At 43.9% G+C, this 21,111-nt stretch carries 19 protein-coding genes; all 19 read right to left on the reverse strand.

The window, feature by feature from the left end:
• Positions 1 to 24: 24 nt before the first annotated feature.
• Positions 25 to 1,326 (reverse strand): outer membrane beta-barrel protein, encoded by a 1,302-nt coding sequence (locus ACMXYV_RS15770; RefSeq protein ID WP_415889400.1) that lies wholly within the window; start codon positions 1,324 to 1,326, stop codon positions 25 to 27.
• A complete protein-coding gene (gene parE, locus ACMXYV_RS15775; protein WP_415889401.1) occupies positions 1,319 to 3,211 on the reverse strand; it encodes a DNA topoisomerase IV subunit B in 1,893 nt (630 codons plus the stop codon). Before parE ends, ACMXYV_RS15770 begins: the two co-directional genes overlap by 8 nt.
• A 52-nt stretch (positions 3,212 to 3,263) precedes the next feature.
• Positions 3,264 to 3,875: a YqiA/YcfP family alpha/beta fold hydrolase gene (locus ACMXYV_RS15780; RefSeq protein ID WP_415889402.1), complete on the reverse strand. Its 612-nt coding sequence runs from the start codon at positions 3,873 to 3,875 to the stop codon at positions 3,264 to 3,266.
• Positions 3,876 to 3,934: 59 nt separating this feature from the next.
• On the reverse strand, positions 3,935 to 4,699 hold the full coding sequence (locus ACMXYV_RS15785; protein ID WP_415889403.1) for a metallophosphoesterase: 765 nt from the start codon (positions 4,697 to 4,699) through the stop codon (positions 3,935 to 3,937).
• On the reverse strand, positions 4,692 to 5,135 hold the full coding sequence (locus tag ACMXYV_RS15790; protein ID WP_415889404.1) for a DUF1249 domain-containing protein: 444 nt from the start codon (positions 5,133 to 5,135) through the stop codon (positions 4,692 to 4,694). The genes ACMXYV_RS15785 and ACMXYV_RS15790 overlap by 8 nt, the downstream gene beginning before the upstream one ends.
• 26 nt (positions 5,136 to 5,161) lie before the next feature.
• Positions 5,162 to 5,782, reverse strand: a complete 621-nt coding sequence (locus ACMXYV_RS15795; protein WP_415889405.1) for an NUDIX domain-containing protein — start codon at positions 5,780 to 5,782, stop codon at positions 5,162 to 5,164.
• Positions 5,783 to 5,920: 138 nt separating this feature from the next.
• Entirely contained in the window at positions 5,921 to 7,723 is a 1,803-nt protein-coding gene (locus ACMXYV_RS15800; RefSeq protein WP_415889406.1) for an EAL domain-containing protein, read from the reverse strand.
• A 143-nt stretch (positions 7,724 to 7,866) separates the two neighbouring features.
• Positions 7,867 to 10,011, reverse strand: a complete 2,145-nt coding sequence (locus tag ACMXYV_RS15805; protein WP_415889407.1) for an ATP-binding protein — start codon at positions 10,009 to 10,011, stop codon at positions 7,867 to 7,869.
• A 19-nt stretch (positions 10,012 to 10,030) separates the two neighbouring features.
• Positions 10,031 to 10,873: a phosphate/phosphite/phosphonate ABC transporter substrate-binding protein gene (locus ACMXYV_RS15810; protein WP_415889408.1), complete on the reverse strand. Its 843-nt coding sequence runs from the start codon at positions 10,871 to 10,873 to the stop codon at positions 10,031 to 10,033.
• Positions 10,874 to 10,885: 12 nt separating this feature from the next.
• Positions 10,886 to 11,857 carry a hypothetical protein gene (locus ACMXYV_RS15815; RefSeq protein ID WP_415889409.1) on the reverse strand — a complete coding sequence of 324 codons (972 nt, stop codon included), beginning with the start codon at positions 11,855 to 11,857 and terminating at the stop codon, positions 10,886 to 10,888.
• The gene (locus tag ACMXYV_RS15820) at positions 11,850 to 12,518 is read right to left on the reverse strand and encodes an HD-GYP domain-containing protein (protein WP_415889410.1); all 669 of its coding nucleotides are present in this window, start codon (positions 12,516 to 12,518) and stop codon (positions 11,850 to 11,852) included. Before ACMXYV_RS15820 ends, ACMXYV_RS15815 begins: the two co-directional genes overlap by 8 nt.
• Before the next feature lie 19 nt (positions 12,519 to 12,537).
• Positions 12,538 to 12,900 (reverse strand): response regulator transcription factor, encoded by a 363-nt coding sequence (locus ACMXYV_RS15825; protein ID WP_415889411.1) that lies wholly within the window; start codon positions 12,898 to 12,900, stop codon positions 12,538 to 12,540.
• A complete protein-coding gene (locus tag ACMXYV_RS15830) occupies positions 12,897 to 13,901 on the reverse strand; it encodes a hypothetical protein (RefSeq protein ID WP_415889412.1) in 1,005 nt (334 codons plus the stop codon). Before ACMXYV_RS15830 ends, ACMXYV_RS15825 begins: the two co-directional genes overlap by 4 nt.
• A gap of 97 nt (positions 13,902 to 13,998) precedes the next feature.
• Complete coding sequence (locus ACMXYV_RS15835; RefSeq protein ID WP_415889413.1) at positions 13,999 to 14,592, reverse strand: response regulator; 594 nt, start codon at positions 14,590 to 14,592, stop codon at positions 13,999 to 14,001.
• A gap of 80 nt (positions 14,593 to 14,672) precedes the next feature.
• Entirely contained in the window at positions 14,673 to 15,533 is an 861-nt protein-coding gene (gene nfo / locus ACMXYV_RS15840; protein ID WP_415889414.1) for a deoxyribonuclease IV, read from the reverse strand.
• Between the two features lie 84 nt (positions 15,534 to 15,617).
• Complete coding sequence (gene recJ, locus ACMXYV_RS15845) at positions 15,618 to 17,351, reverse strand: single-stranded-DNA-specific exonuclease RecJ (RefSeq protein WP_415889415.1); 1,734 nt, start codon at positions 17,349 to 17,351, stop codon at positions 15,618 to 15,620.
• Entirely contained in the window at positions 17,348 to 18,169 is an 822-nt protein-coding gene (locus ACMXYV_RS15850) for a YdcF family protein (RefSeq protein WP_415889416.1), read from the reverse strand. Before ACMXYV_RS15850 ends, recJ begins: the two co-directional genes overlap by 4 nt.
• A 91-nt stretch (positions 18,170 to 18,260) precedes the next feature.
• Complete coding sequence (gene thrC, locus ACMXYV_RS15855) at positions 18,261 to 19,655, reverse strand: threonine synthase (protein WP_415889417.1); 1,395 nt, start codon at positions 19,653 to 19,655, stop codon at positions 18,261 to 18,263.
• A 12-nt stretch (positions 19,656 to 19,667) separates the two neighbouring features.
• Positions 19,668 to 20,969 carry a homoserine dehydrogenase gene (locus tag ACMXYV_RS15860; protein WP_415889418.1) on the reverse strand — a complete coding sequence of 434 codons (1,302 nt, stop codon included), beginning with the start codon at positions 20,967 to 20,969 and terminating at the stop codon, positions 19,668 to 19,670.
• Positions 20,970 to 21,111: the final 142 nt, after the last annotated feature.

Here is a 21,111-nt window from a genome sequence, read left to right on the forward strand (position 1 = left end):
CTCGTAATAACTTCAGTCTTAGCTCTACAAAAACAAAGTAGCGTCGACTGAAAACAACGTTTGTTCGGTTTCTCTGCCGTTATAAATCGCAGGTAACTCGCCACCAAAGGGTGCGCCTGCGCCTTCATAACGATCAAAACGTAATTCTGGTCTAATTCGTAACCAAGGCTCCGGATACCAAGATGCATTTACCGTTACAGCGTTATATTCACCCGCGGGTAGCAAGAAATACGCACCTTGTTTATCCTCAAACCATTCGGCTCTTAGTCCTAGCTGCAGATCTTTTTTGACCTGCCAGAGCAAACTACCATTAATGCCATACCATTCACTGTCTTCAGTGATCAAAAATCCCGGCGGGTTCTCAGCAGCTGCCGTAACATCACCACCTTCTTGGCTTCCGTACACACCATTGAGTACTGCACGCCACTTAGGCGCGCCTGTAAAACGATGTGATAGGGTTAGCGAATGGAACTGCCTAAACAAATTCTCATCATTACTGCTAATCGCAACAAATGGGCGCTGATCATTAACCCCATTCTCAGATTGTTCATTGCCCCAGATACTTTCCAGATCAATCCAGGTTTTCATATCCGGGCTGCGCCACTGTAGCGCCGTTATGTAGCTCTTGTCGCTGTTATTGTCTTGCAGGTTATTCCAACCTTGAACAACACCTACTTCAACACCTAACAACCCATACTCAGGGTCGATCGGCAATCGAGCCGAGACAAGACCTCCGAAATGTTTAGATGGACCATACATCATGGCGTAAGCATGAGAGTAGAAAGGACTCGGCGGATCAATTGGCGCACCAATTTCATTACCGATATTGGTAAACCAAGTACCAAACTGCCAAGTTACGCCATTACCTATAGACGCGTAACCTTTGATAAACCACTGTGGCAAGATGAACACGCGAGATTCGTCATCATTGATACCCAGCTCATCATCAAAGCCATAAGTACGGCTAAAATCCTCGCCATAACGCCCTTGAATCAGAAAACCCCAATCCCATTTATCAGGTGTAGGGCCTGGAAAAGGACCAACACGTGGTTTGTAAACGGTCTCCAGAGGCCTTTCGATCAATACTTCCGCACGATTCAGGATCAAGCCTTCATCGACATTAAAGAACCCGGTTGGGAAGACGTTCGAAGAACCATTATCGTTATACTGAACCCCCGCCTGAACCCGCGCAGAGATATCAATGCGATGTTCTTCCCAAGGGTCACGGTCAATAAAGATCGGATAAAACCAACCCGAAGGCTGCTTGGCTAGCACTTGCCCTGATACAAGGCTCAGTGCCAACAACCAAGCCCAAGGCTTATACATCAGCCAAGTTACCTTTGCTCTGCAACCAGTCTTTACGGTCACCCGAGCGTTTCTTAGCTAACAACATATCCATCACTTCGTTAGTGCCATCACCCGGCTCTACCGTAAGCTGAACAAGACGGCGAGTATCAGGTGACATGGTTGTCTCACGTAGCTGAAGTGGGTTCATTTCACCCAACCCCTTAAATCGCTGCACACCAATTTTGGCATTCTTACGATCAGCCTTAATTCGCTCGATAATGCCGTCTTTCTCGGCGTCATCTAGTGCGTAAAACACCTCTTTCGCTACATCGATTCGATAAAGCGGCGGCATAGCCACATAAACGTGGCCCGCTGTTACCAGCGGCTTGAAGTGACGCACGAACAATGCACAAAGAAGCGTGGCGATATGCAGACCGTCGGAGTCCGCATCGGCCAGAATACAGATCTTGCCATAGCGCAGACCATCGAAGTTTTCCGAAGCAGGCTCCACACCAATCGCTACCGAGATATCATGGATCTCTTGTGAACCTAGTACTTCGCTTGGATCAACTTCCCATGTATTCAGAATCTTACCGCGCAAAGGCATAATTGCCTGAAACTCACGCTCACGTGCTTGTTTAGCAGAACCGCCCGCAGAGTCACCCTCTACCAAGAACAGCTCTGATTGCATCGCATCACCACCGGAACAGTCTGCCAATTTACCCGGCAGAGCAGGTCCTTGCGTAACCTTCTTACGCACAACCTTTTTGTTGGAACGCATACGGCGTTGAGCGTTAGAGATTACAACTTCTGCAAGCTGCTCACCTTCTTCTACATGGCGGTTTAGCCATAAAGAGAAAGCATCTTTAATCGCACCAGAGATAAAGGCTGCGATTTCACGGGAAGATAAACGTTCTTTGGTTTGACCGGCGAACTGCGGATCCTGCATTTTTGCAGAGAGGACATAGCAACACTTATCCCAGACATCATCTGCAGTCAGCTTCACTCCACGAGGTAGCAAATTTCGGAATTCACAGAACTCGCGCATCGCTTCCAGCAAACCTGTACGCAAACCATTTACATGAGTACCGCCCTGTGCCGTAGGGATCAAGTTTACATAACTTTCGCAGGTCATCTCGCCACCTTCCGGTAGCCATTGCACGGCCCATTCGACTGCGTCTAATTCACCCTGCAAAGAGCCAGAAAATGGTTCAGCTGGTAGTACTTCAAAGACCTGAGTTGTGCCTTTTAGGTAATCAATTAAACCATCTTCGTAATACCACTCTTCCTTCTCACGCTTAGCGCCCGTCAGATCGGTAAAAGTCACCTTTAAGCCAGGGCACAGAACCGCTTTAGCACGTAGGTTATGCTTTAGACGTGAAACACTGAATTTATGCGTATCGAAGTATTGAGGATCAGGTAGGAAACGAACCGTAGTGCCGGTATTGCGCTTACCACAGGTATCAATCACTTCTAGATCAGATACTTTTTCACCGTCGGCAAAGCCAATACGATAGACCTGACTGTCGCGACGTACCTGCACCTCTAAAAGCTTAGATAAAGCATTTACAACCGATACACCTACACCGTGCAAACCACCGGAATAGTTGTAGTTATCGTTGTTAAATTTACCACCCGCATGCAGTTTACACAGGATCAATTCAACCCCGCTGACACCTTGCTCTGGGTGGATATCCACAGGCATGCCTCGACCATCATCGGTCACGCTTAAGGACTGATCTTTATTCAGTACCACATCAATCTGTTTAGCATGACCGGCAAGCGCCTCATCCACCGAGTTATCGATGACTTCTTGCGCCAAATGATTTGGACGATCCGTTTCCGTGTACATCCCCGGACGACGTCTAACCGGGTCTAGACCACTAAGAACTTCTATGGAACCAGCGTTGTATTGCTTGGACATCAAATACTTTCCTGTCGCAAAACTTTATCTATGAATCAACGTTTAACGATATTTAAATCGGTTGCGCCTCGGGCAGTTCAATACGCCCTTCAGCAAAGGCCAGAATGGCAGGGATCAGGTTTTCAAATTGCTCGAAACCATGACTACCACCCGGCTGAACAAACTGCGGTGATGCTACAAATTTCTCGACCGCTTCCCGGTAATCCAGCGTTTCATCTGCCGTTTGGGTTAATAGCAGGTAAGCCTCTGGCCGTTTGATCTCTTGGCAATTTAGCGCCAACAATTGCGCTAGATGCTCCTGGGTGAGCTCGTACTCTTCACCGGAATAAAGATTCACATTAGGCCCAAGATACTGAGGCAACAGTTCAAACGGTCTTACCGACGGATTAATTAAAACCGTACGTACATGCTCATAATGCTCGGTTAACCATGTACTGTAATAACCACCCAGCGAACTTCCTAGTAATATGATGGGTCGCTGTTGGTTTTGCTCAACAAGAGCGCGTAACTGCTCCATAGCTTCAGCAGGCCAGTGGGATAGCTCTGGCACCATCACCTGATCGCCTAAACCTTTACCCTGCAGATATTCGACAAACACCTTCGCCTTCATCGATTGCGGCGAGCTGTTAAAGCCATGAACGTATATATAAAGCGGTGTATTCATTTTCTTCCTCTGGCAAAGAACTTACCGGAGGGGAAAGCAAGGCGCAATAGCCAGTAAAGCTATGCGGGTAATCTAATCACTTGTTGGCTAATTTTCCCACAAGAATAGAGCAGATAGCGGCCATAAGCGGGCCCTGCTAGCTTAGGATCATCTTCTACTTCAGAACTGTCTGTCTGAGCTTTAAACTGCGCTGCAGTGGCTGGAACAGAGAATAGCTGAACATCCCCTCTCTGAATCGCCCAGCTTTGATGCACATGACCAAAGATAACGCCTTTCACTTGTGGATAAAGATCAACAATCTGCCAGAACTGACCAGCATTGCCTAAACAGATATCATCCTGCCATCGACTTTGCACAGACACAGGGTGGTGATGCAGCACTAGTAGCACATGTTGATCAGGCGCTGTCTGGCTTAATTCAGCTTTTAAAAAACTCAATTCTGACTCAGAAAGCGAACCGCTACCTTTGCCGTCTGGTTGTGAACTACTATCTAGAAAGATCAGTTTCCAACCATCGAATGTTTTAACTCTTGAAGCTAACTCTGTATCGGCAAAGCGCGTCATTTCCTCTGGCAGATCATGATTACCAGGGATCCAGTATGTAGGATAAGAAAGACTATGAACGTAAGAGACTAAACGGTCATAAGCCTTAGGTGCGTGATGTGTCAGATCACCCGTAAGTAACAAGGCATCAGCAGATTGAGATTCAATCTCCGTTATCACTTTTTGAAAGCGCTGCTCTACATTGACACCTTTCAACAACATATCAGGCTCTTGTTGCAGATGCATATCACTAACTTGGAGCAGAGTGATGGTTTCAGCCACTGAATACGGGTTCCATGCTGTGGCCGTGATTTAAGCACTCGCTCAACCACTCGCCCAGATATTCATTCAGCTGAATTTTCTCATCCGGCAGGTGCATATTTTTATTGGGGTAGGGATAGACACCGGAGAGCTGCTTACGACGCTGCATGCAGATTACCTCGGCCATGCCAGCATCGTGGTACAAACGCACCACTAGACCCGGGGCTTCTAGCCAAGGCGAATTCGATTCAAAGCGATGGCTAATCAACAACGTGGTCGTATATTTGAATCGCTCATCAACTTGCAGACGCAGATAGGCAGTATGCTCAGGCCAACTCACCTGAAACTCGCGTTCATCACACTCATCCAGATCGGGCAATAGCTTCATAATACGAGCATAGTTAGCCTCGCAATGCGCCATCTGCCGAGTTAGATCTGGAATATATTTCCGCTTCATCTGCCTATCCGATTTATCGTTTACTACTACTGCCAACGCTGATCAAGCGCTGACTTATTTAACTGCAGCCACTGCAGCGCAATTATCGCAGGGGCATTATTAATTATACCTTGTTGTACTAATTCAAAGGCATCTTCCACAGGAATGACATGCACTTTGATATCTTCGCCCTCTTCAGGCAAACCATGAATGCCTTCAACACCACTGGAATCCACCTGAGCACAAAGTAGATCAATATACTCTCGCGTTGCTCCAGTGCTCGGTGAGAAACGGGTAATGTGCTTGATCTCACCTAACTGCGCGCCCGCTTCCTCTACTGCTTCTCGGCGAGCGACATCTTCTGTGGTTTCACCTTTCTCGACGATACCTGCCACCAGTTCCAGCAACCAAGGCCCATCAGAGCTATCAAATGCACCTACTCGGAACTGTTCAATCAAAACAACCGATTGTTTAACCGCATCATATAGCAGCGCACATACAGCATCGTCACGGTAAAACAACTCACGCTGGATCTCTATCTCACTGCCAGCAAAGGTTTTATGCCGCAGATAAAGTTTGTGCATTTGAAAGAAACCATCGTACAGGGTTTCTTGTTTATCGATGTTGAAATCTTTTTGACCAAAACTTGGTTGCCATTTTTCAGACATGTGCTGTTCCTGTCATTGACTAGCGAATAACTCACTATATCAATTAACCAGCTCATCAAGCCAATTGATCAATAGATTTCGAAATTAAGGATTGGAGAAATTAGCCCTGAGTAACAGGGCTAGGATAGAAGCTTAAGCTTACGCAAAGCACCTTAAGCTATCGGCTACCGATGTAGTTATGCAGCGCCGACGGGACACAAACATCGCGCTCTCGGCAGACTTCTTCGCTTCTTTTTTAGCCATTGCTGCAAGCTCTGCTACCTCATGAAAGCTGTTACAACAGCAAGGATCAGGGTGAACAACACCGACAGCCAAGCCTAAGAAAGAGAAGAAGGTGCGGTTATCTTGACGATCACTCGCCCAGATTCCACCCGCTTGGATATCCGCATCGCAGTAAAAACCTTTTACCGCTTTATCGAACTCGCGAATAATCCGTTCACAGCTCAATTGCCAATCCGGTGAGCGATAGATCACCACAAAGTCATCGCCTCCCACATGGCCGATGAAATTTGAATCATAAGAGGCATGCTGAACCAGCAATTCACCCAGCAAGCGAATCACCTGATCCCCTTTTGAATAACCGTAGCAATCGTTAAAGGGTTTAAAGTTGTTCAGATCAAAATAAGCGACATGAAAGTCAGCCGATTGATTAAGCAACGCATCCACTTCGTTATTGATCGGGACATTACCCGGTAAAAGCGTCAACGGGTTGGCGTATTGCGCATTTTGAACTTTGAGTTCGGTCAGTCGTTTCAACAGATCTCGCACATTACCCATGCCAACATAAAGATCGTTCTGAGTAATAATCAAATCCTGCTGGATCTCATTCTGTTCATTCTCTGTGATAAGCCGAGAGACTTCATCCAAGCTCATCCCTGCATCCACAATAAGCACGTCATGAGACAAGATCCGCTCGACCGGTTTTGTACCATAAAGCGCTCGACCATACTGGGTAGAGAACAACTCAAACAGGCTAGACCTTCTCACAACCCCTTGGGGGACACCTTCATGCACAACAGGAAGTGAACTTAGTTCGGAATGTGCTCTAAACAGGTCACTTACAGACAGCACTGTATCCTGAAGAGAAACGGTTGGGGCATTGCGTAATAGAGAATGAGCCGTTTCGCAGTTTTCAACACGAGGTGCGTTTGCTGAGTTGTACACATCAGAGGCTGGAGGCTCGACCGTTTGTGGCTCTGGGCTAGGATAACCAAGGTAAAAACCTTGACCAATATTGATACCTAGCTCCTTGATCGTTTGAACTTCTTCCTGACGCTCAATACCTTCTGCAATGACTTTGCAGCCCATAGTATTACTGATGTTATAGATCGAGCGTACGAACTCCCGTTTTACCGGATCACTATCGATATCAGAGATAAAATGACGATCAATTTTGACGTATTCAGGCTTTAGCTCCGACCACAATTTCAAGCCAGAGTAACCTGTCCCCAAATCATCTACTGCTACTTGGAAACCCATATTACGGTAGTGTTCAACGGCAGCATGAGTTAGGCCTTGCTGATCAAAAGGGTGCTGTTCGGACAGTTCAATAACAATATCCGAAATAGAGATGCCCAGCTCTTGTAGCAGCTCAGCAGTAAAACCTTCGGTGTGCTCTGGCGTTCCTAACAAAGACGCACTGATATTAAGAAACAGCTGCCCACCTGGATTCAACTCTGCAAATGCTTCGAGGGATTTGCGTCGGGATAATAACTCAAGTGTGTGTAATAAATTGTTTTCAATGGCTGTCTGAAACAACGCGCCAGGCGAAGCCATAACCGTGCCCGCAGGCCCTCGAATTAAGGCTTCATGACCAATAACAACATTGTTTTTTAAATCCACAATCGGCTGAAAATGTGGATAAAGTGATTCTGACTCTAAAATATCGAAAAGATACTTACGACGTGACTCAGCATCCACTTCATTTGTTGCAAGCAACATACTACTCACCTGTGACGCATTACTCTTAGACGCACAGGCTAGCGAGAAAGGATGACACTTCAGTGACAATCCCTTAAAAAATCTACCATTTTTATGGGTAAACCATCGAGCAAAAATAAATCACGCCTAATATTTGATCATCACTAAATTTTTCTGATAGGCAGCCAAACGCTAACAAGCGTACCTACATTTTTATGGCTATCTATAGTTATTTCACCGTAATGCATATCAACGATCTCCTTCACTATCGACATTCCTAGCCCTGTCCCTGGAATAGCCCCTGACTGGTCAGCACGGTAAAAACGCTCAAAGATCATCTCTAGCTCCTGTCGGTTCATACCAATACCATAGTCTTTGATTTTTAAATCCACACCGAGTGTGTCAAGCCTAGAGCTCTCGGATATCTCAATTTCAATTGGGCTATCAGCAGGCGAATATTTCATTGCATTACTGATGATGTTATTAAGAACCTGAATAATTTTATCTTTATCGCATCTAATGATTGTAATATCATTCAAGTTCCAAGACAGAGACACCCTGTTACCTTTTGACTGTTGTAATCCAACAGCATCATTAACAATACGTTTAAGGTCACACTCTTTAACAATTAGCTCATTTGCACCTTTCGCCTCTATTCTAGCCAGATCCAGCAAATCATTTAGAATGTTTACAAGCCTACCCACTTGATTATGAACAATAGTGAGCATGTCATACGTTGTGCTTTTATCAAAACTAGCATTTAGAAGAAGCTCTGAATACCCATATACACTTGCCAGTGGCGTTCTCAATTCATGTGCAGCAGTAGATAAAAAATCACTCTTCATAATTTCTAGCTTTTTCTGCTCTGTCACATCACGAAAGTAAACAATTCCACCTAAAAATTCTTCACCTTCTTCAAATCTAATAATACGCTCAAGATGAGAAATACCATTTAATTTAATCGTGATAAATTGTGGAGGTATATATTTTTTATTTAAATAATCAACCTCTAAAATAGAGGTACCCGATACTATTCTTTTTCTTAGAAGATCATCAATAAGTTGCATATCCTTACCAACAACCTCCTCTAATTTACAGTTTAATATTTTAAGAAAAGTATCATTAACCATTTGAATAACACCATTATAATCAAAAGAAACAAGCCCATCAGGACTTAAATCAAAAATAGCAGTAAGCTCTTTCGAACGCTGCCTAATGATCAATTCTTTTGACTTACGATCGCTAATATCACGTAAATACCAGAGATGACACTTCTGATCATCAACACCAAACTTTATGGGTCTATAATCAACCTCTAAAGTTCTACCTTTTTTAAGAGGGATTTCAAAGTTACTGATTGGCTTGTTATTAATTAATGACAAAGAGAAGAAATCTTTGACGCTATTTTCATTAACACCAACCTTAGATAAGTAATCAATTAGCTCATCTATTGAGTCTGCTAATATTGACCTATCAGGCAGATGCAAAAGATCTAACAAACCAAAACATGCAAGGTTACTAAATAACACTTTCCCATTGCTATCACTCAATAAAACGCCTGAAGGTATTCCTTGGAGCAACGATTTAAATAAAAACTCTCTTTGCGCTATATACTTACGCTGTTTTTTCTCCGACTCAATCAGCTTTTTAATTTGAGTTGACATATAATTAAATGCCAATGAAGCTTGAGCTATTTCATCATTACCTGAAACTTCTATTTGATGCCCCCAATTACCTTTTGCTAGCTGTTTAGACCCTACTTGAAGCAATGTCATCTGGCGCGTTAAGTAAGTCCCAAGAATTAGAGAAAACAGTGCACATAAAATTAATTCTATGAGGGCAACACTACCAATACTTACACTCGCCTCATGCAATCTAATTTCACTTTTCTTAGCATTATAACCAATTTCAACTTTCCCTAAGTAATAACCACTTTCCATAATAGGTAATTGAATATCAAAAACGCCATCCTCAGGTAATTCTTTCCCATTCTCTTCAACAAAATTATATTCTAAATAGTTTTTCTTCCCCTTATCTATTAACAGTTTATTCCGCCCATAAATTCGAACGTACAGAACATCAGAGTTATCTAGTAAATCATCCGTTGTACTATGTAAGGTAGCAAGATCTTGAGATATAACTGCATTCTTAGTAGCAGTCACAAATAATTCACTATTAGTCCTACAATACTGAATTAAATCATCCAAACTTGCTTTACGCAGAAAATCCAAACTAATCAAAATAATAAAGGTCAATAATATTGACTCTATAACTGCTATGCCCAGTATAGTTTTTAAACGAAATGACACAGCTCTCACCTAAAGTCTACTATTCAGCATCATTCAGAATAGAAATATCCAGTTCTCTCACCATATCCCACTCAGCATCTTGTGCCTTAACAATTCCTGAAAAGTTAATCTGGTCGAGAACCTCTCGACCTCTTTTAATGTCTTTTAATCCTATAAGTGCCTTTTGTACCAAACTAACCATTTTATCGGGCACTCTCGGATGAGCAGCAAATGCATGAGGGGTATAACTTTCCGAAAGCCACAAAACTTTTAACTTTTCTCGGATATCTCTTGATACTGTATTTAATGTCCTATTTATCCCTCCTCCTGCATGCGTAAGCCCGCTGACAACATTACGATATACCGAATCATGAGAACCAACATAGAGGGGTGTATAATTAATATCTCTTCGATCCAAATGTGCTTGGGTTATGACTGTTGCAGCAAAAGCTGCAGGCGCAGGAAATGCTATATCTTTACCATCTAATTCATCTAGTGAAACTAATGGGCTATCTTGTCGAACGACAATTAATCCTCTGAGCGCCTTATCTTCTTGGCGAGCAAAAACAAGATAACCGGGAGTATCGTGGAACACCGTATAGTGGTAAGGGTTCATATAAGCAAAGTCATATTCCCCTCGAGCCAGGCGCCTTTCAAACTCAGGAATATTCGGAGCAGTTTCAAAATTTAAAGTAGCGCCTACCTCATGCCCGACGATCCTTAAAACAGGGGTCCATAGACGTACAAGTTCTTTTCCTGCCTGCTGAGGAACTACTCCAAAAGTAAAGACATTCTCATGTCCATCAGCATATAATTTATGACTAAATACAGCCATAAGAGTTAAATAAATCAGAATCAAGACCTTAAGTCTAAAATAGTGCATACATTTTCACCCTTATTCAGGTAATTTAGTATTCAATTCAGACCAATGTGCCAACTCTCTATCCATGTTTCGACCAGACCCACCACAGCTCATACGCACACTAAACTGAACACCTGATGACAGTTCAGATAGTTGAATCCCTCCACCAAGAAAACCCCAAATAAGTTCTGAGTGGGGTGAACAATGCGCTGTAATATCTTTACTTTCCCATTGCCAGACGATTATTCCTAAACCTTGATGAACCTTAAGGGTGACTTCCCTGTCATTCGCTTCATCCACTAGAGAACTGGATACCAATTGCACTAAGGTGTCTGTCAGCAACCCCATATCTCCATAAATAACACCATATTCTTCGTTACTATATGAGGGGATAACTTTTATCGAACTTTGAGATAACCTTGCGCTCAATACCTGAGTTAAATTTATGACATTTATTCGATCTAATCGGTCAAGTCCTCCTTCCAAAGAACCAAAAAAAACCCTCAGATCTTTCCATTTCTGTTGTAACTCTTCACCTTGACAACACAAGAGATTCAACTGGCGCACCATTTCCATTCGGTTGCTGATTAGGCCATTTTGAAGTCGATCTCGAATCGTGTCGGCCGTAACAACTAACTCATTTGCTCTTCGCTCAAAATTCTTCTCTAATAGCTTTAGAAAGTTGTCTCTCACAGCATGTAAATCTGGTGTCACCAACGGTGTTGATATGAGCACTTGAAAATCGGAGCATGTAATTGAAGAAAAACTAACCGGATAACCAAGTTTGGTTGGTAACGCAAACACATATGTACGTACCCCCCCCTCATAAGTAACCTTTAGCTGTTCCTGCCTTATAAAAACGCGATGTACCTCCTCCATATCAAACATGGAGCTTGCAACGCAGTTGCACCATATGATTTCATTTTGCTTCGAAAGAACTATGACACCGTGCTGTAGCTCTTCCAACACAAGCCTAAAATCATCTGGAATGATTAAGTTACCCATAAAATTCAAAAAGGTCCTTCACATTACCAAGTTCGCTAATCAACTGATGCAACTCTTTCAAACGTTCAATATTATTGATAAATACATTAAGTAATTCTGGATCAAATTTACTTTCCATTGATCCACTGATCATGCTCAAAGCTTCATCATAGGAATAGGCATCTCGATAACATCTCTTCATAACTAGCGCATCAAACACATCAACGATACTAACAATACGTGCAAAAAAAGGAATATCATCTCCCCTAAGCCCATTGGGATAACCTGATCCGTCATAATTTTCATGATGATTCAGAATAACGTCATAACAAACCTTTGAAATATCAGAATTAAAGCTTTGGAAGAAATAAGAGCCCAGCACGCTATGCCTTTGCATGACGGCTTTCTCTTCTTCCGTCAAAGATCCCGGTTTCTGTAAAATTTGATCCGAGATTCCTACCTTACCTAGATCGTGCAACGCGGATGCATAAAACAGAGGCAAGCATTGGTTTTCAGGCACACCAACCAACCTAGCCATTTCAAGAGACAGAAAAGCTACCCGTATAATATGAACCCCAGTATCATCATCTTTAAACGCAGCAGCCTGTACCAACCTAGTCATCCCTGCGACTTCAGCCTTTTCCAACTCCTGTTTAAGGTTTGACAATGAATTCTCTACCATATGCGTACTTTTACAATAACTAGTCATAGATATTCTTCAATACATCCAGCAGTGCCAGTGGACTAAAAGGTTTTGTGATATAAGCATCGGCCTTCACTTTTTCCCCCAGCTCTCTATCAGACTTCTGAGCTCTGGACGTCAACATAATGACTTTAGTATCAGGCCGAACATACTTAATCTTTTCACATGCCTGAAAGCCATCAAATCGACCCGGCATCATTGCATCCATAATCACAATCTGCGGTAAAACTACACTCACCATTTCTAGGCTACGCTGCCCACTTTCTGCTTCAAATACTTCATAGTTATCCAGACCTAAGGTCATCCGAACCAAGCGCCGTAATTCTGGTTGGTCATCAACGATCAATACACGTGTAGTCATAATCCATCTTCGCTCTTTGTTTGCACCGCCAAATCCATCAATTCTGCTTCGATTTTCTTCAGATATATCTCTTCAGCTATTTCCCCTGGCGCACCAGTTGGGATGCTCACGACTACACGAGACAACTCAGTGTTGATACGGATACTTCCTCCATGTATACGAATAATAGAACTCGCCATATCGAGGTCGATCACATTGTCATTTTGAAATTTTATATTTCTATCATTCATGAGCGGAATATGAGTTACGCTGGCCATTATCCCAATATCTTGAAATGTCATTAGCAACTCACCGTTACACTGATACAGTTCACAGCCAACTCTTTTTGCATGAAACTGCTGCTTCATATAATTTACGACAGCTTGCAACGACAACACTAGCCAGTCTTTACAACCATAGATAACACCCAACTCAGAACTATCTTTCAGAAATACATCCAGCTTTCCATCTAGTCCCGCAATAACAAATTGAAACAACAATCGAGGTTCTAGGCGCTCATCCCCTCGAACAGGTAAGCCCTTACCCATAGCTAAAAGATACCAAACGTCTTCGCTAGAATATTCAACAAAGCGAGCTTGGTTCTGTATAGAATTCAACCGATTGGCCAAAATTGGGCTGATACTTTCATTTTTTCCAATATATGAAATTGTCTCTGCTATCGAACGAGTTAGCTCCGTAGTAGGCATCACTAATTCCTGTTTAATATACTGGGCAAATGCTTTAAATTCCTCGCTCAAATCCGCCCTTTGTGGAACATCAATGAGCCACTTATACCCACTCTCCGATAAACACCTCGCTTCAAAAAGTAACGCCCCCTCAGAGCTCATACACACTACATTTTCTGATCCAGAAAGCTGCTTAATAGCAATAGTATCCCCTATCCCTAGATTGGTGGAGCGTTGCAATTGCGCACAGATACCACAGACGCGGTTATCAACATCTATTACACAACCACCAATGCCGACGATATCTAACAAGACTTGAAAAAAATGCGGAGTCATATATCACCTATTCCGAATATACTGAATTTTCTGCTTTTTCCGATTTTTTGTCAAGACAAAACACAAGGCTGTAGCAAGGAGGATTACTTAGGTGTGATTATTTCGAAAGAAGAGAGATAACTTTACGTTTAATTTCGTCCATAGGAACAGGCTTACCATAGATGGGAGAAGAGAATTTTTCCGGTAAATTTTTTCTAATTTCTGACAGAGGTAGTCCTGAAACAATAATCAACTGCTCTTCCGTAATTAACTTATTTTCAAACATTGAATCGACTATTTTATAACCATTAATATCCGGAAGGTTTATATCTAGTATTACTAAATCCGGGCAATTCAATCCCGCTTGCAAAAGACCTGAATAGCCTTCCATTGCAAATACAATTTTGATGGGCAACTTCCAACTTTGTAATGTGGCCTTATATAGGCTATTTAAAACCGGATCATCTTCAATAATTAACACATTAAGTGTTTTTTGTTCTACGTCATCACTTACATCAGGAACAACTCCATTTTTAATCTGCAACGCAAGATCGTTAAGTTCTTTGACAGAGTATCTTCGATGCCCCCCCGGTGTTTTCCAGCTACGAACAATCCCAGAATCTGCCCATAACTGTATCGTTCTAGGCGTAACATTGAGTAACTCCGCTGCTCGATTACTGGAGCACACACCGCCATCTGTTTTACTTCCCATTTTTCTACCTTAGAAAATCCATCTATACTAATTTCACTAACTCAGATCATGCGTAAGTATATTAGCAAACTTAAAACACGTTAATTTACAGAAAACTGACGCAGCATCTGAATCTCTTCTGCCCAGATCGTATCATCAATCGTTTCCAAGACTAATGGAATCCCTCGAAAACGGTCATCGCGCATAATGAATTTAAAGACCTCAAGACCAATCTCTCCTTGGCCTAAACTATGATGACGATCCAAGTGTGAGTCTAAACCGCCTTTAGAGTCATTCAGGTGCATCCCTTTAAGATATTCAAAACCGACGATCTTGGCGAAATTTTCGAAGACCTCAGCACAACTCTCTTGGGTACGAATATCATAGCCAGCCGCAAACATATGGCAGGTATCGATACACACACCTACACGACCCTTATCTTCAACTTGATCGATAATGGCTGCTAACTGCTCAAAACTAAAACCAAGGTTGCTGCCTTGGCCTGCTGTATTCTCAATAACCGCCACAACTGATTCGGTTTGCGCAATTGCCCAGTTCAGCGATTCAGCGATCTTAGCAATACACTCCTCTTCACTAATCTTGCGCAGATGACTGCCCGGATGAAAATTAAGATAAACCAAGCCCAACTGTTCACAACGCTGCATCTCATCTAAGAAAGCATCACGAGATTTCTGCAATGCCTCCTCTTCAGGATGACCTAGATTTATCAAATAAGAATCATGTGGAAGGATCTGCTCTGGCTTAAAATTCAACGCAGCGCAGTTTTTCCTAAATGACGCAATCGTCTTTGAATCTAAAGGCTTTGCCACCCAACGTCGCTGATTTTTAGTAAATAGAGCAAATGCATTCGCTTCAATTTCTTTAGCATTAAGCGGGGCGTTTTGCACACCACCGCTGGCGCTCACATGCGCGCCGACGTAGTAAGGCAGTAGATCAGACATCAATTATTCACTTCAGTGTAAAATAGAAAAGCAGCAACTTCGCTGCTTCCTGTTAAGAATCAGACAATAGAGGCGGCAAAGATACTATTCAGGCAGCAGATGATCCACCAGCATTTGCACCGATCGTTTACCGCGGAACTCATTTACATCCAAACGATACACGGCTCTAACTTGGGTAATATCCTGATCCGGCCATAATTCCATATCAGCATTAAACTGAATCGCATCGACAGCCAAACCAGAAACCGGCTCCATCAACACCATTTTCAGGTGTCTTTGACCGACCACTCTTTGCTGGATCAAGGTAAATTGACCATCAAACAGCGGTTCGGGAAACTGATGCCCCCAAGGACCAGCATCACGTAACAACTCTGCTAACTCGATGGTCATCTCAGCGGCTGTAAGCTCACCATCGGTCAACACCTCTTGCTGGAGGTCTGACTCACTTAATTGACGCCTAACTTCTTCATCAAAAGCGTTTTGAAACAGTTCTAGATCTGTAGCTTTGATGGTCAAGCCTGCAGCCATGGCATGACCACCGAACTTGCGTAAAAGTGATGGGTATCGCGCAGCAATCGCATCTAAACCGTCTCGCACATGAAAGCCTGGAATAGAACGCGCGGAGCCTTTTAACTCGCCTTCATCACCTTGAGCAAAGGCTATCACTGGGCGGTGCGTTCGATCTTTAATCCTAGAAGCCAGAATACCGATCACCCCTTGATGCCATTCAGGCTCATACAGAGATAGACCATACGGCAGCTGCGCAGAGTCTAGTTGCAGCTTATCGAGCAGATCGAGTGCCTGTTGCTGCATTTCCTGCTCTATACCTTTACGTTCTTGGTTAAGATCGTTCAGCGTAGCTGCTAGATCTTTGGCTTTCTGTTCTGATTCAGTCAGCAAACACTCGATACCGATCGACATGTCTTCTAAACGGCCAGCGGCATTCAAGCGTGGCGCTATAGCGAAACCAAGATCTGATGAAGCGACTTTATGTTGTTGACGGCCCGAAAGCTCTATCAACGCTTTAAGGCCCGGACGACAATGCCCCGCTTTGATACGTTGTATACCTTGATGAACCAGCACACGGTTGTTCTGCTCTAAAGGAACAACATCCGCAACCGTTCCTAAAGCAACAAGATCTAAGAGTGAACCTAAGTTAGGGCTAGGTAATCCATTTATAGCGAACCAATCTTTCTGCTGAAGCGCCCTACGAAGTGCAATCATCACATAGAAGATAACACCGACACCGCAGGTAGATTTAGCTGTAAACTGACAATCAGGTTGATTCGGATTCACTATCGCACACGCAGCAGGAAGCTCCTTACCAGCCAAATGGTGATCCGTAACAATCACTTCCAGACCCGCAGCAGTCGCCGCAGCAACGCCATCAATACTTGAAATACCATTATCGACGGTTATCAATAGATCAGGGGATTGCTTCAGCGCCTCCGCCACAATCTCAGGACTTAAGCCATAACCATACTCAAAGCGGTTAGGTACCAGATAACCTACCTCTGCTACCCCCATCATTCTCAGAGCTAAAACAGCAACAGAGGTACTAGTCGCACCATCACAATCAAAATCACCAATAATTAAGATTTTTTCCCGTTGCTCGAACGCCCTGACTAAACGGTTAACGGCTTCATCAATGCCTGCCAAGCCACTATCGGGCAAAAGCTCATTCAAGCTCCTGCCAAGCCCTTGCAGATCATGCACTCCACGTGATGCATAGATACGCGCTAAAACTGGGTTTACCTGCTGAAACACAGGTACTGATGTATCGACCTGCGGCCTAGGTGAAATGTTTAACTGCTTCATTCGCTCTCTAATTCAATGGTGCTAAAAGGCGCCGGGAACAACACGTCGGTTTTTTCAGTGTAGTGATACGCCAATAGGCCTATCCACTCCTTAACAGCAGTGTTTAGTCCATTCATATTTTTATTCAGGCCAGGATCGAAACGCATTGTACCGGCGCGGTAATCAACAGGGAAAGGGATTACATCAATCCCCGCTTTACGATACACGCCAACCGAACGCGGCATATGGAACGCTGATGTTACTAACAACCATTTTCCTTCGACCTTACCCTCAGTATTCGCGATCAAATCCTTGGTATAGATGGCATTTTGAAAAGTATTTCGCGAATCGCGCTCGATCGTTACACGCGCCCCCATACCTTGCTGATGCAACCATTGCTCAGCAACGTCACCGCCACGAAATTCCGGTGCCAATAGAGCTCCAGAACCTCCAGTGATAACTATTTTTGCTTGGGGGTAACGCAGCATTAATCCGGGCAGTGCCATTAAACGGTCTGCAGCCTGATTAAATTCAGGCCATTGTGTATGAGAGGACATTTCTGCATTTTCACCACCACCCAGGACAATTATCCCCGCGATAGGCTCTTTAGCTTCTGATAATACAGGTTGCGGAAAGCGCTGTTCTAACGGCTCTAACAGATAGTTAGCCACTGGATATACACTGATTGTCAGCATCGCCAAAACAGAGGTCCAGACCAGAAACACGCCCAATGCCCGGCACCACAAGAGCAGGCCAAACAGAAGCATTAGCAGTAAAAGATGATCCGGTTGCGCGACAAACCATAAGATCTTTGAAAGAATAAAAAACTGATCAGCCATGTCCATAGGCCCCTGTATTATTATTTTTCTGTCAGACACAAAAAACCCGACGTTAACGTCGGGTTTTGAGAATATCACATCTGATTAATAGTTACTCAGTGTGTACATGACTCGCTACATACTGCTGAACGGTGTTCAGATCATTGTCTAGCACTTCTAGCTTCTCTTCACGTTCGAACAGGTCAGCCATGTGCGCAGGCAGATGCGGTGCATCCAAGCCAGCTTTAACCACCGGTTCAGGGAATTTAACCGGATGTGCTGTTGATAGGGTAATCATTGGCACTGATTGATCGCGGTTACATTCACGTCCAGCTTTAACACCGATCGCTGTGTGTGGGTCTAGAAGATATTCAGTCTCTTCGAATACCTGCTTGATCACATCACAGGTTGTCTCATCATCTACTGCATAGCTATCGAATAGCTCGCGAACTTTCTCCCAACGTGCAGGATCTAGTTCTACAGACTCTTTCGAGAAGCGTGCCATTAAATCGCTGATCTCTTCACCGTTACGACCGTATACATCAAATAGCATACGCTCGAAGTTAGAAGACACCATGATATCCATAGAAGGAGATAGCGTGTGAACCAACTCACCTTTAGACATGTCGTTACCGGAGATAACACGGTGCAGGATGTCATTTTTGTTAGTTGCAACAACTAGCTGCTTAACCGGCAAGCCCATCTGCTTCGCCAAGTAACCTGCGAAAATATCGCCGAAGTTACCTGTTGGTACAGAGAAACTTACTTCACGGTGAGGACCGCCAACAGCCAAAGAAGCTGAGAAGTAGTAAACGATCTGAGCCATGATACGTGCCCAGTTAATCGAGTTTACAGCACCCAGTTTCATGCCTTTCAGGAAGTCCTGATTAGCAAAGCTGTCTTTTACCATCTGTTGGCAATCATCAAAGTTACCTTCCAGCGCGATATTAAAGACATTGTCTTTAATGATCGTCGTCATCTGACGACGCTGAACTTCTGATACGCGGTTATGCGGATGCAGAATAAAGATATCTAGATGCTTGCTGTGGCAGCAGCCTTCGATCGCAGCTGAACCTGTATCACCGGAAGTTGCTCCCATGATTACCAAATGCTCGCCACGCTTCTGCAATGCATAGTCCATTAGACGGCCTAGCAGCTGAAGTGCGAAGTCTTTAAACGCTAATGTTGGGCCGTGGAATAACTCCAGAACCCACTCGTTAGTACCTAGCTCTTTCAACGGTGCTACAGCGATGTGATTAAAACCGGCATAGGTTTCATCGATCATCTTTTTAAGATCAGCATCGTCGATACAATCATCAACGAATGGCTTAATCACATTGTAAGCAAGCTCGTTGTACGGCAAACCAGCCCAAGAAGCGATCTCTTCTTTGCTAAATGTTGGCAGCGTTTCAGGTACATATAGACCACCATCACTTGCCAAACCAGCCAGCAAAACCTCTTCAAAGTTCATTGCCGGAGCCTGTCCCCGGGTAGAGATATATTTCACGGGGTTTACTCCTTAACTATCAAAGTGCTCAGCACGGATACGTGTAACCGAACCGTTGATTTCATCTAATGCTTCGATCTGAGCAATTGCATCATTCACTTTTTGCTCAAGAACAGACTGAGTCAGGATAATTACTGGCACCTGGTCTTCAGCTGTTTCTTTCTGGATGATCGCTTCAATATTGATATCTTGCGCACCTAGGATGCTAGAGATTTTAGCTAGCACACCTGGCTTCTCCTGTGCATTCATGCGCAGGTAGTATGCAGATTCAGTTTGTTCAATTGGTAGAATCGGCGCATCAGATAGCTCAGTCGGCTGGAAAGCCAAGTGAGGTACACGGTTGTCACGATCAGCGGTTAGCGTACGAACAACATCAACGATATCAGCAACCACAGCAGAGGCTGTAGGCTCAGCACCCGCACCTGCGCCATAGTACATAGTCTGACCAACAGCATCCCCGTCAACTAGAACAGCGTTCATTACGCCGTTTACGTTAGCGATTAGCGCTGATTCAGGGATCAGTGTTGGATGAACACGTAGCTCAACACCATTATCAGTGCGGCGAGTGATACCTAAATGCTTGATACGGTAGCCTAGCTCTTCAGCATACTGTACGTCATCACGTGTGATCTTGCTGATGCCCTCAGTGAACGCTTTTTCAAACTGTAGCGGTACACCAAACGCCAAAGACGCAAGAATAGTCAGTTTGTGAGCTGCATCGATACCTTCAACATCGAACGTTGGGTCCGCTTCTGCGTAACCAAGCTCTTGCGCTTCTTTCAACACATCTTCAAATGCACGACCTTTGTCACGCATTTCAGTCATGATGAAGTTACCTGTACCGTTGATGATACCTGCCAACCAGTTGATCTTGTTTGCAGAAAGGCCTTCGCGGATCGCTTTGATGATCGGAATACCGCCCGCAACAGACGCTTCGAACGCAACCATAACGTTCTTCTTCTGAGCGGCTTCAAAGATCTCGTTACCGTGAACCGCAATCAATGCTTTGTTTGCAGTTACAACGTGCTTGCCGTGCTCAATTGCTGTCATAACCAGCTCTTTAGCAACGTCGTAGCCACCAATCAGTTCAACAACAACATCAATTTCTGGGTTTTTAGCTACAGCAAAAATATCGTTGGTAATCTGAGTGCCTTTGGTATCGCAATCTGGGTTTGTGTCGCGAGCACCAACCTCTTCAACAATAATCTTGCGGCCTGCTCGACGAGCAATCTCTTCCGCATTGCGCTTCAGCACATTAAATGTGCCACCACCGACTGTACCTAGTCCGCAGATACCAACTTTAACCGGTTTCAAACCTGCACCTCGCATGCTGTTGAACTAAAAAAAACCGCGATAGCCTCTTTTTTTCAGGCAATTACCGCAATCTACAAAAAATAAGGCGGCTATTATAGCCAAAACAAGGCAATAGCTCTATCTCTGAGCCCATTATGACCCA

The sequence above is a fragment of the Neptuniibacter sp. SY11_33 genome, assembly GCF_047778025.1.
Classification (GTDB): domain Bacteria; phylum Pseudomonadota; class Gammaproteobacteria; order Pseudomonadales; family Balneatricaceae; genus Neptuniibacter.

Coding starts and splice junctions, on each gene's coding strand:
- nfo (WP_415889414.1), bottom strand. CDS start 15,533: ATGTCTGATCTACTGCCTTACTACGTCGGCGCGCATGTGAGCGCCAGC.
- ACMXYV_RS15835 (WP_415889413.1), bottom strand. CDS start 14,592: ATGGGAAGTAAAACAGATGGCGGTGTGTGCTCCAGTAATCGAGCAGCG.
- ACMXYV_RS15810 (WP_415889408.1), bottom strand. CDS start 10,873: ATGCACTATTTTAGACTTAAGGTCTTGATTCTGATTTATTTAACTCTT.
- ACMXYV_RS15780 (WP_415889402.1), bottom strand. CDS start 3,875: ATGAATACACCGCTTTATATATACGTTCATGGCTTTAACAGCTCGCCG.
- recJ (WP_415889415.1), bottom strand. CDS start 17,351: ATGAAGCAGTTAAACATTTCACCTAGGCCGCAGGTCGATACATCAGTA.
- ACMXYV_RS15825 (WP_415889411.1), bottom strand. CDS start 12,900: ATGACTACACGTGTATTGATCGTTGATGACCAACCAGAATTACGGCGC.
- ACMXYV_RS15820 (WP_415889410.1), bottom strand. CDS start 12,518: ATGGTAGAGAATTCATTGTCAAACCTTAAACAGGAGTTGGAAAAGGCT.
- ACMXYV_RS15800 (WP_415889406.1), bottom strand. CDS start 7,723: ATGTTGCTTGCAACAAATGAAGTGGATGCTGAGTCACGTCGTAAGTAT.
- ACMXYV_RS15850 (WP_415889416.1), bottom strand. CDS start 18,169: ATGGCTGATCAGTTTTTTATTCTTTCAAAGATCTTATGGTTTGTCGCG.
- ACMXYV_RS15795 (WP_415889405.1), bottom strand. CDS start 5,782: ATGTCTGAAAAATGGCAACCAAGTTTTGGTCAAAAAGATTTCAACATC.
- ACMXYV_RS15830 (WP_415889412.1), bottom strand. CDS start 13,901: ATGACTCCGCATTTTTTTCAAGTCTTGTTAGATATCGTCGGCATTGGT.
- ACMXYV_RS15790 (WP_415889404.1), bottom strand. CDS start 5,135: ATGAAGCGGAAATATATTCCAGATCTAACTCGGCAGATGGCGCATTGC.
- ACMXYV_RS15815 (WP_415889409.1), bottom strand. CDS start 11,857: ATGGGTAACTTAATCATTCCAGATGATTTTAGGCTTGTGTTGGAAGAG.
- parE (WP_415889401.1), bottom strand. CDS start 3,211: ATGTCCAAGCAATACAACGCTGGTTCCATAGAAGTTCTTAGTGGTCTA.
- ACMXYV_RS15770 (WP_415889400.1), bottom strand. CDS start 1,326: ATGTATAAGCCTTGGGCTTGGTTGTTGGCACTGAGCCTTGTATCAGGG.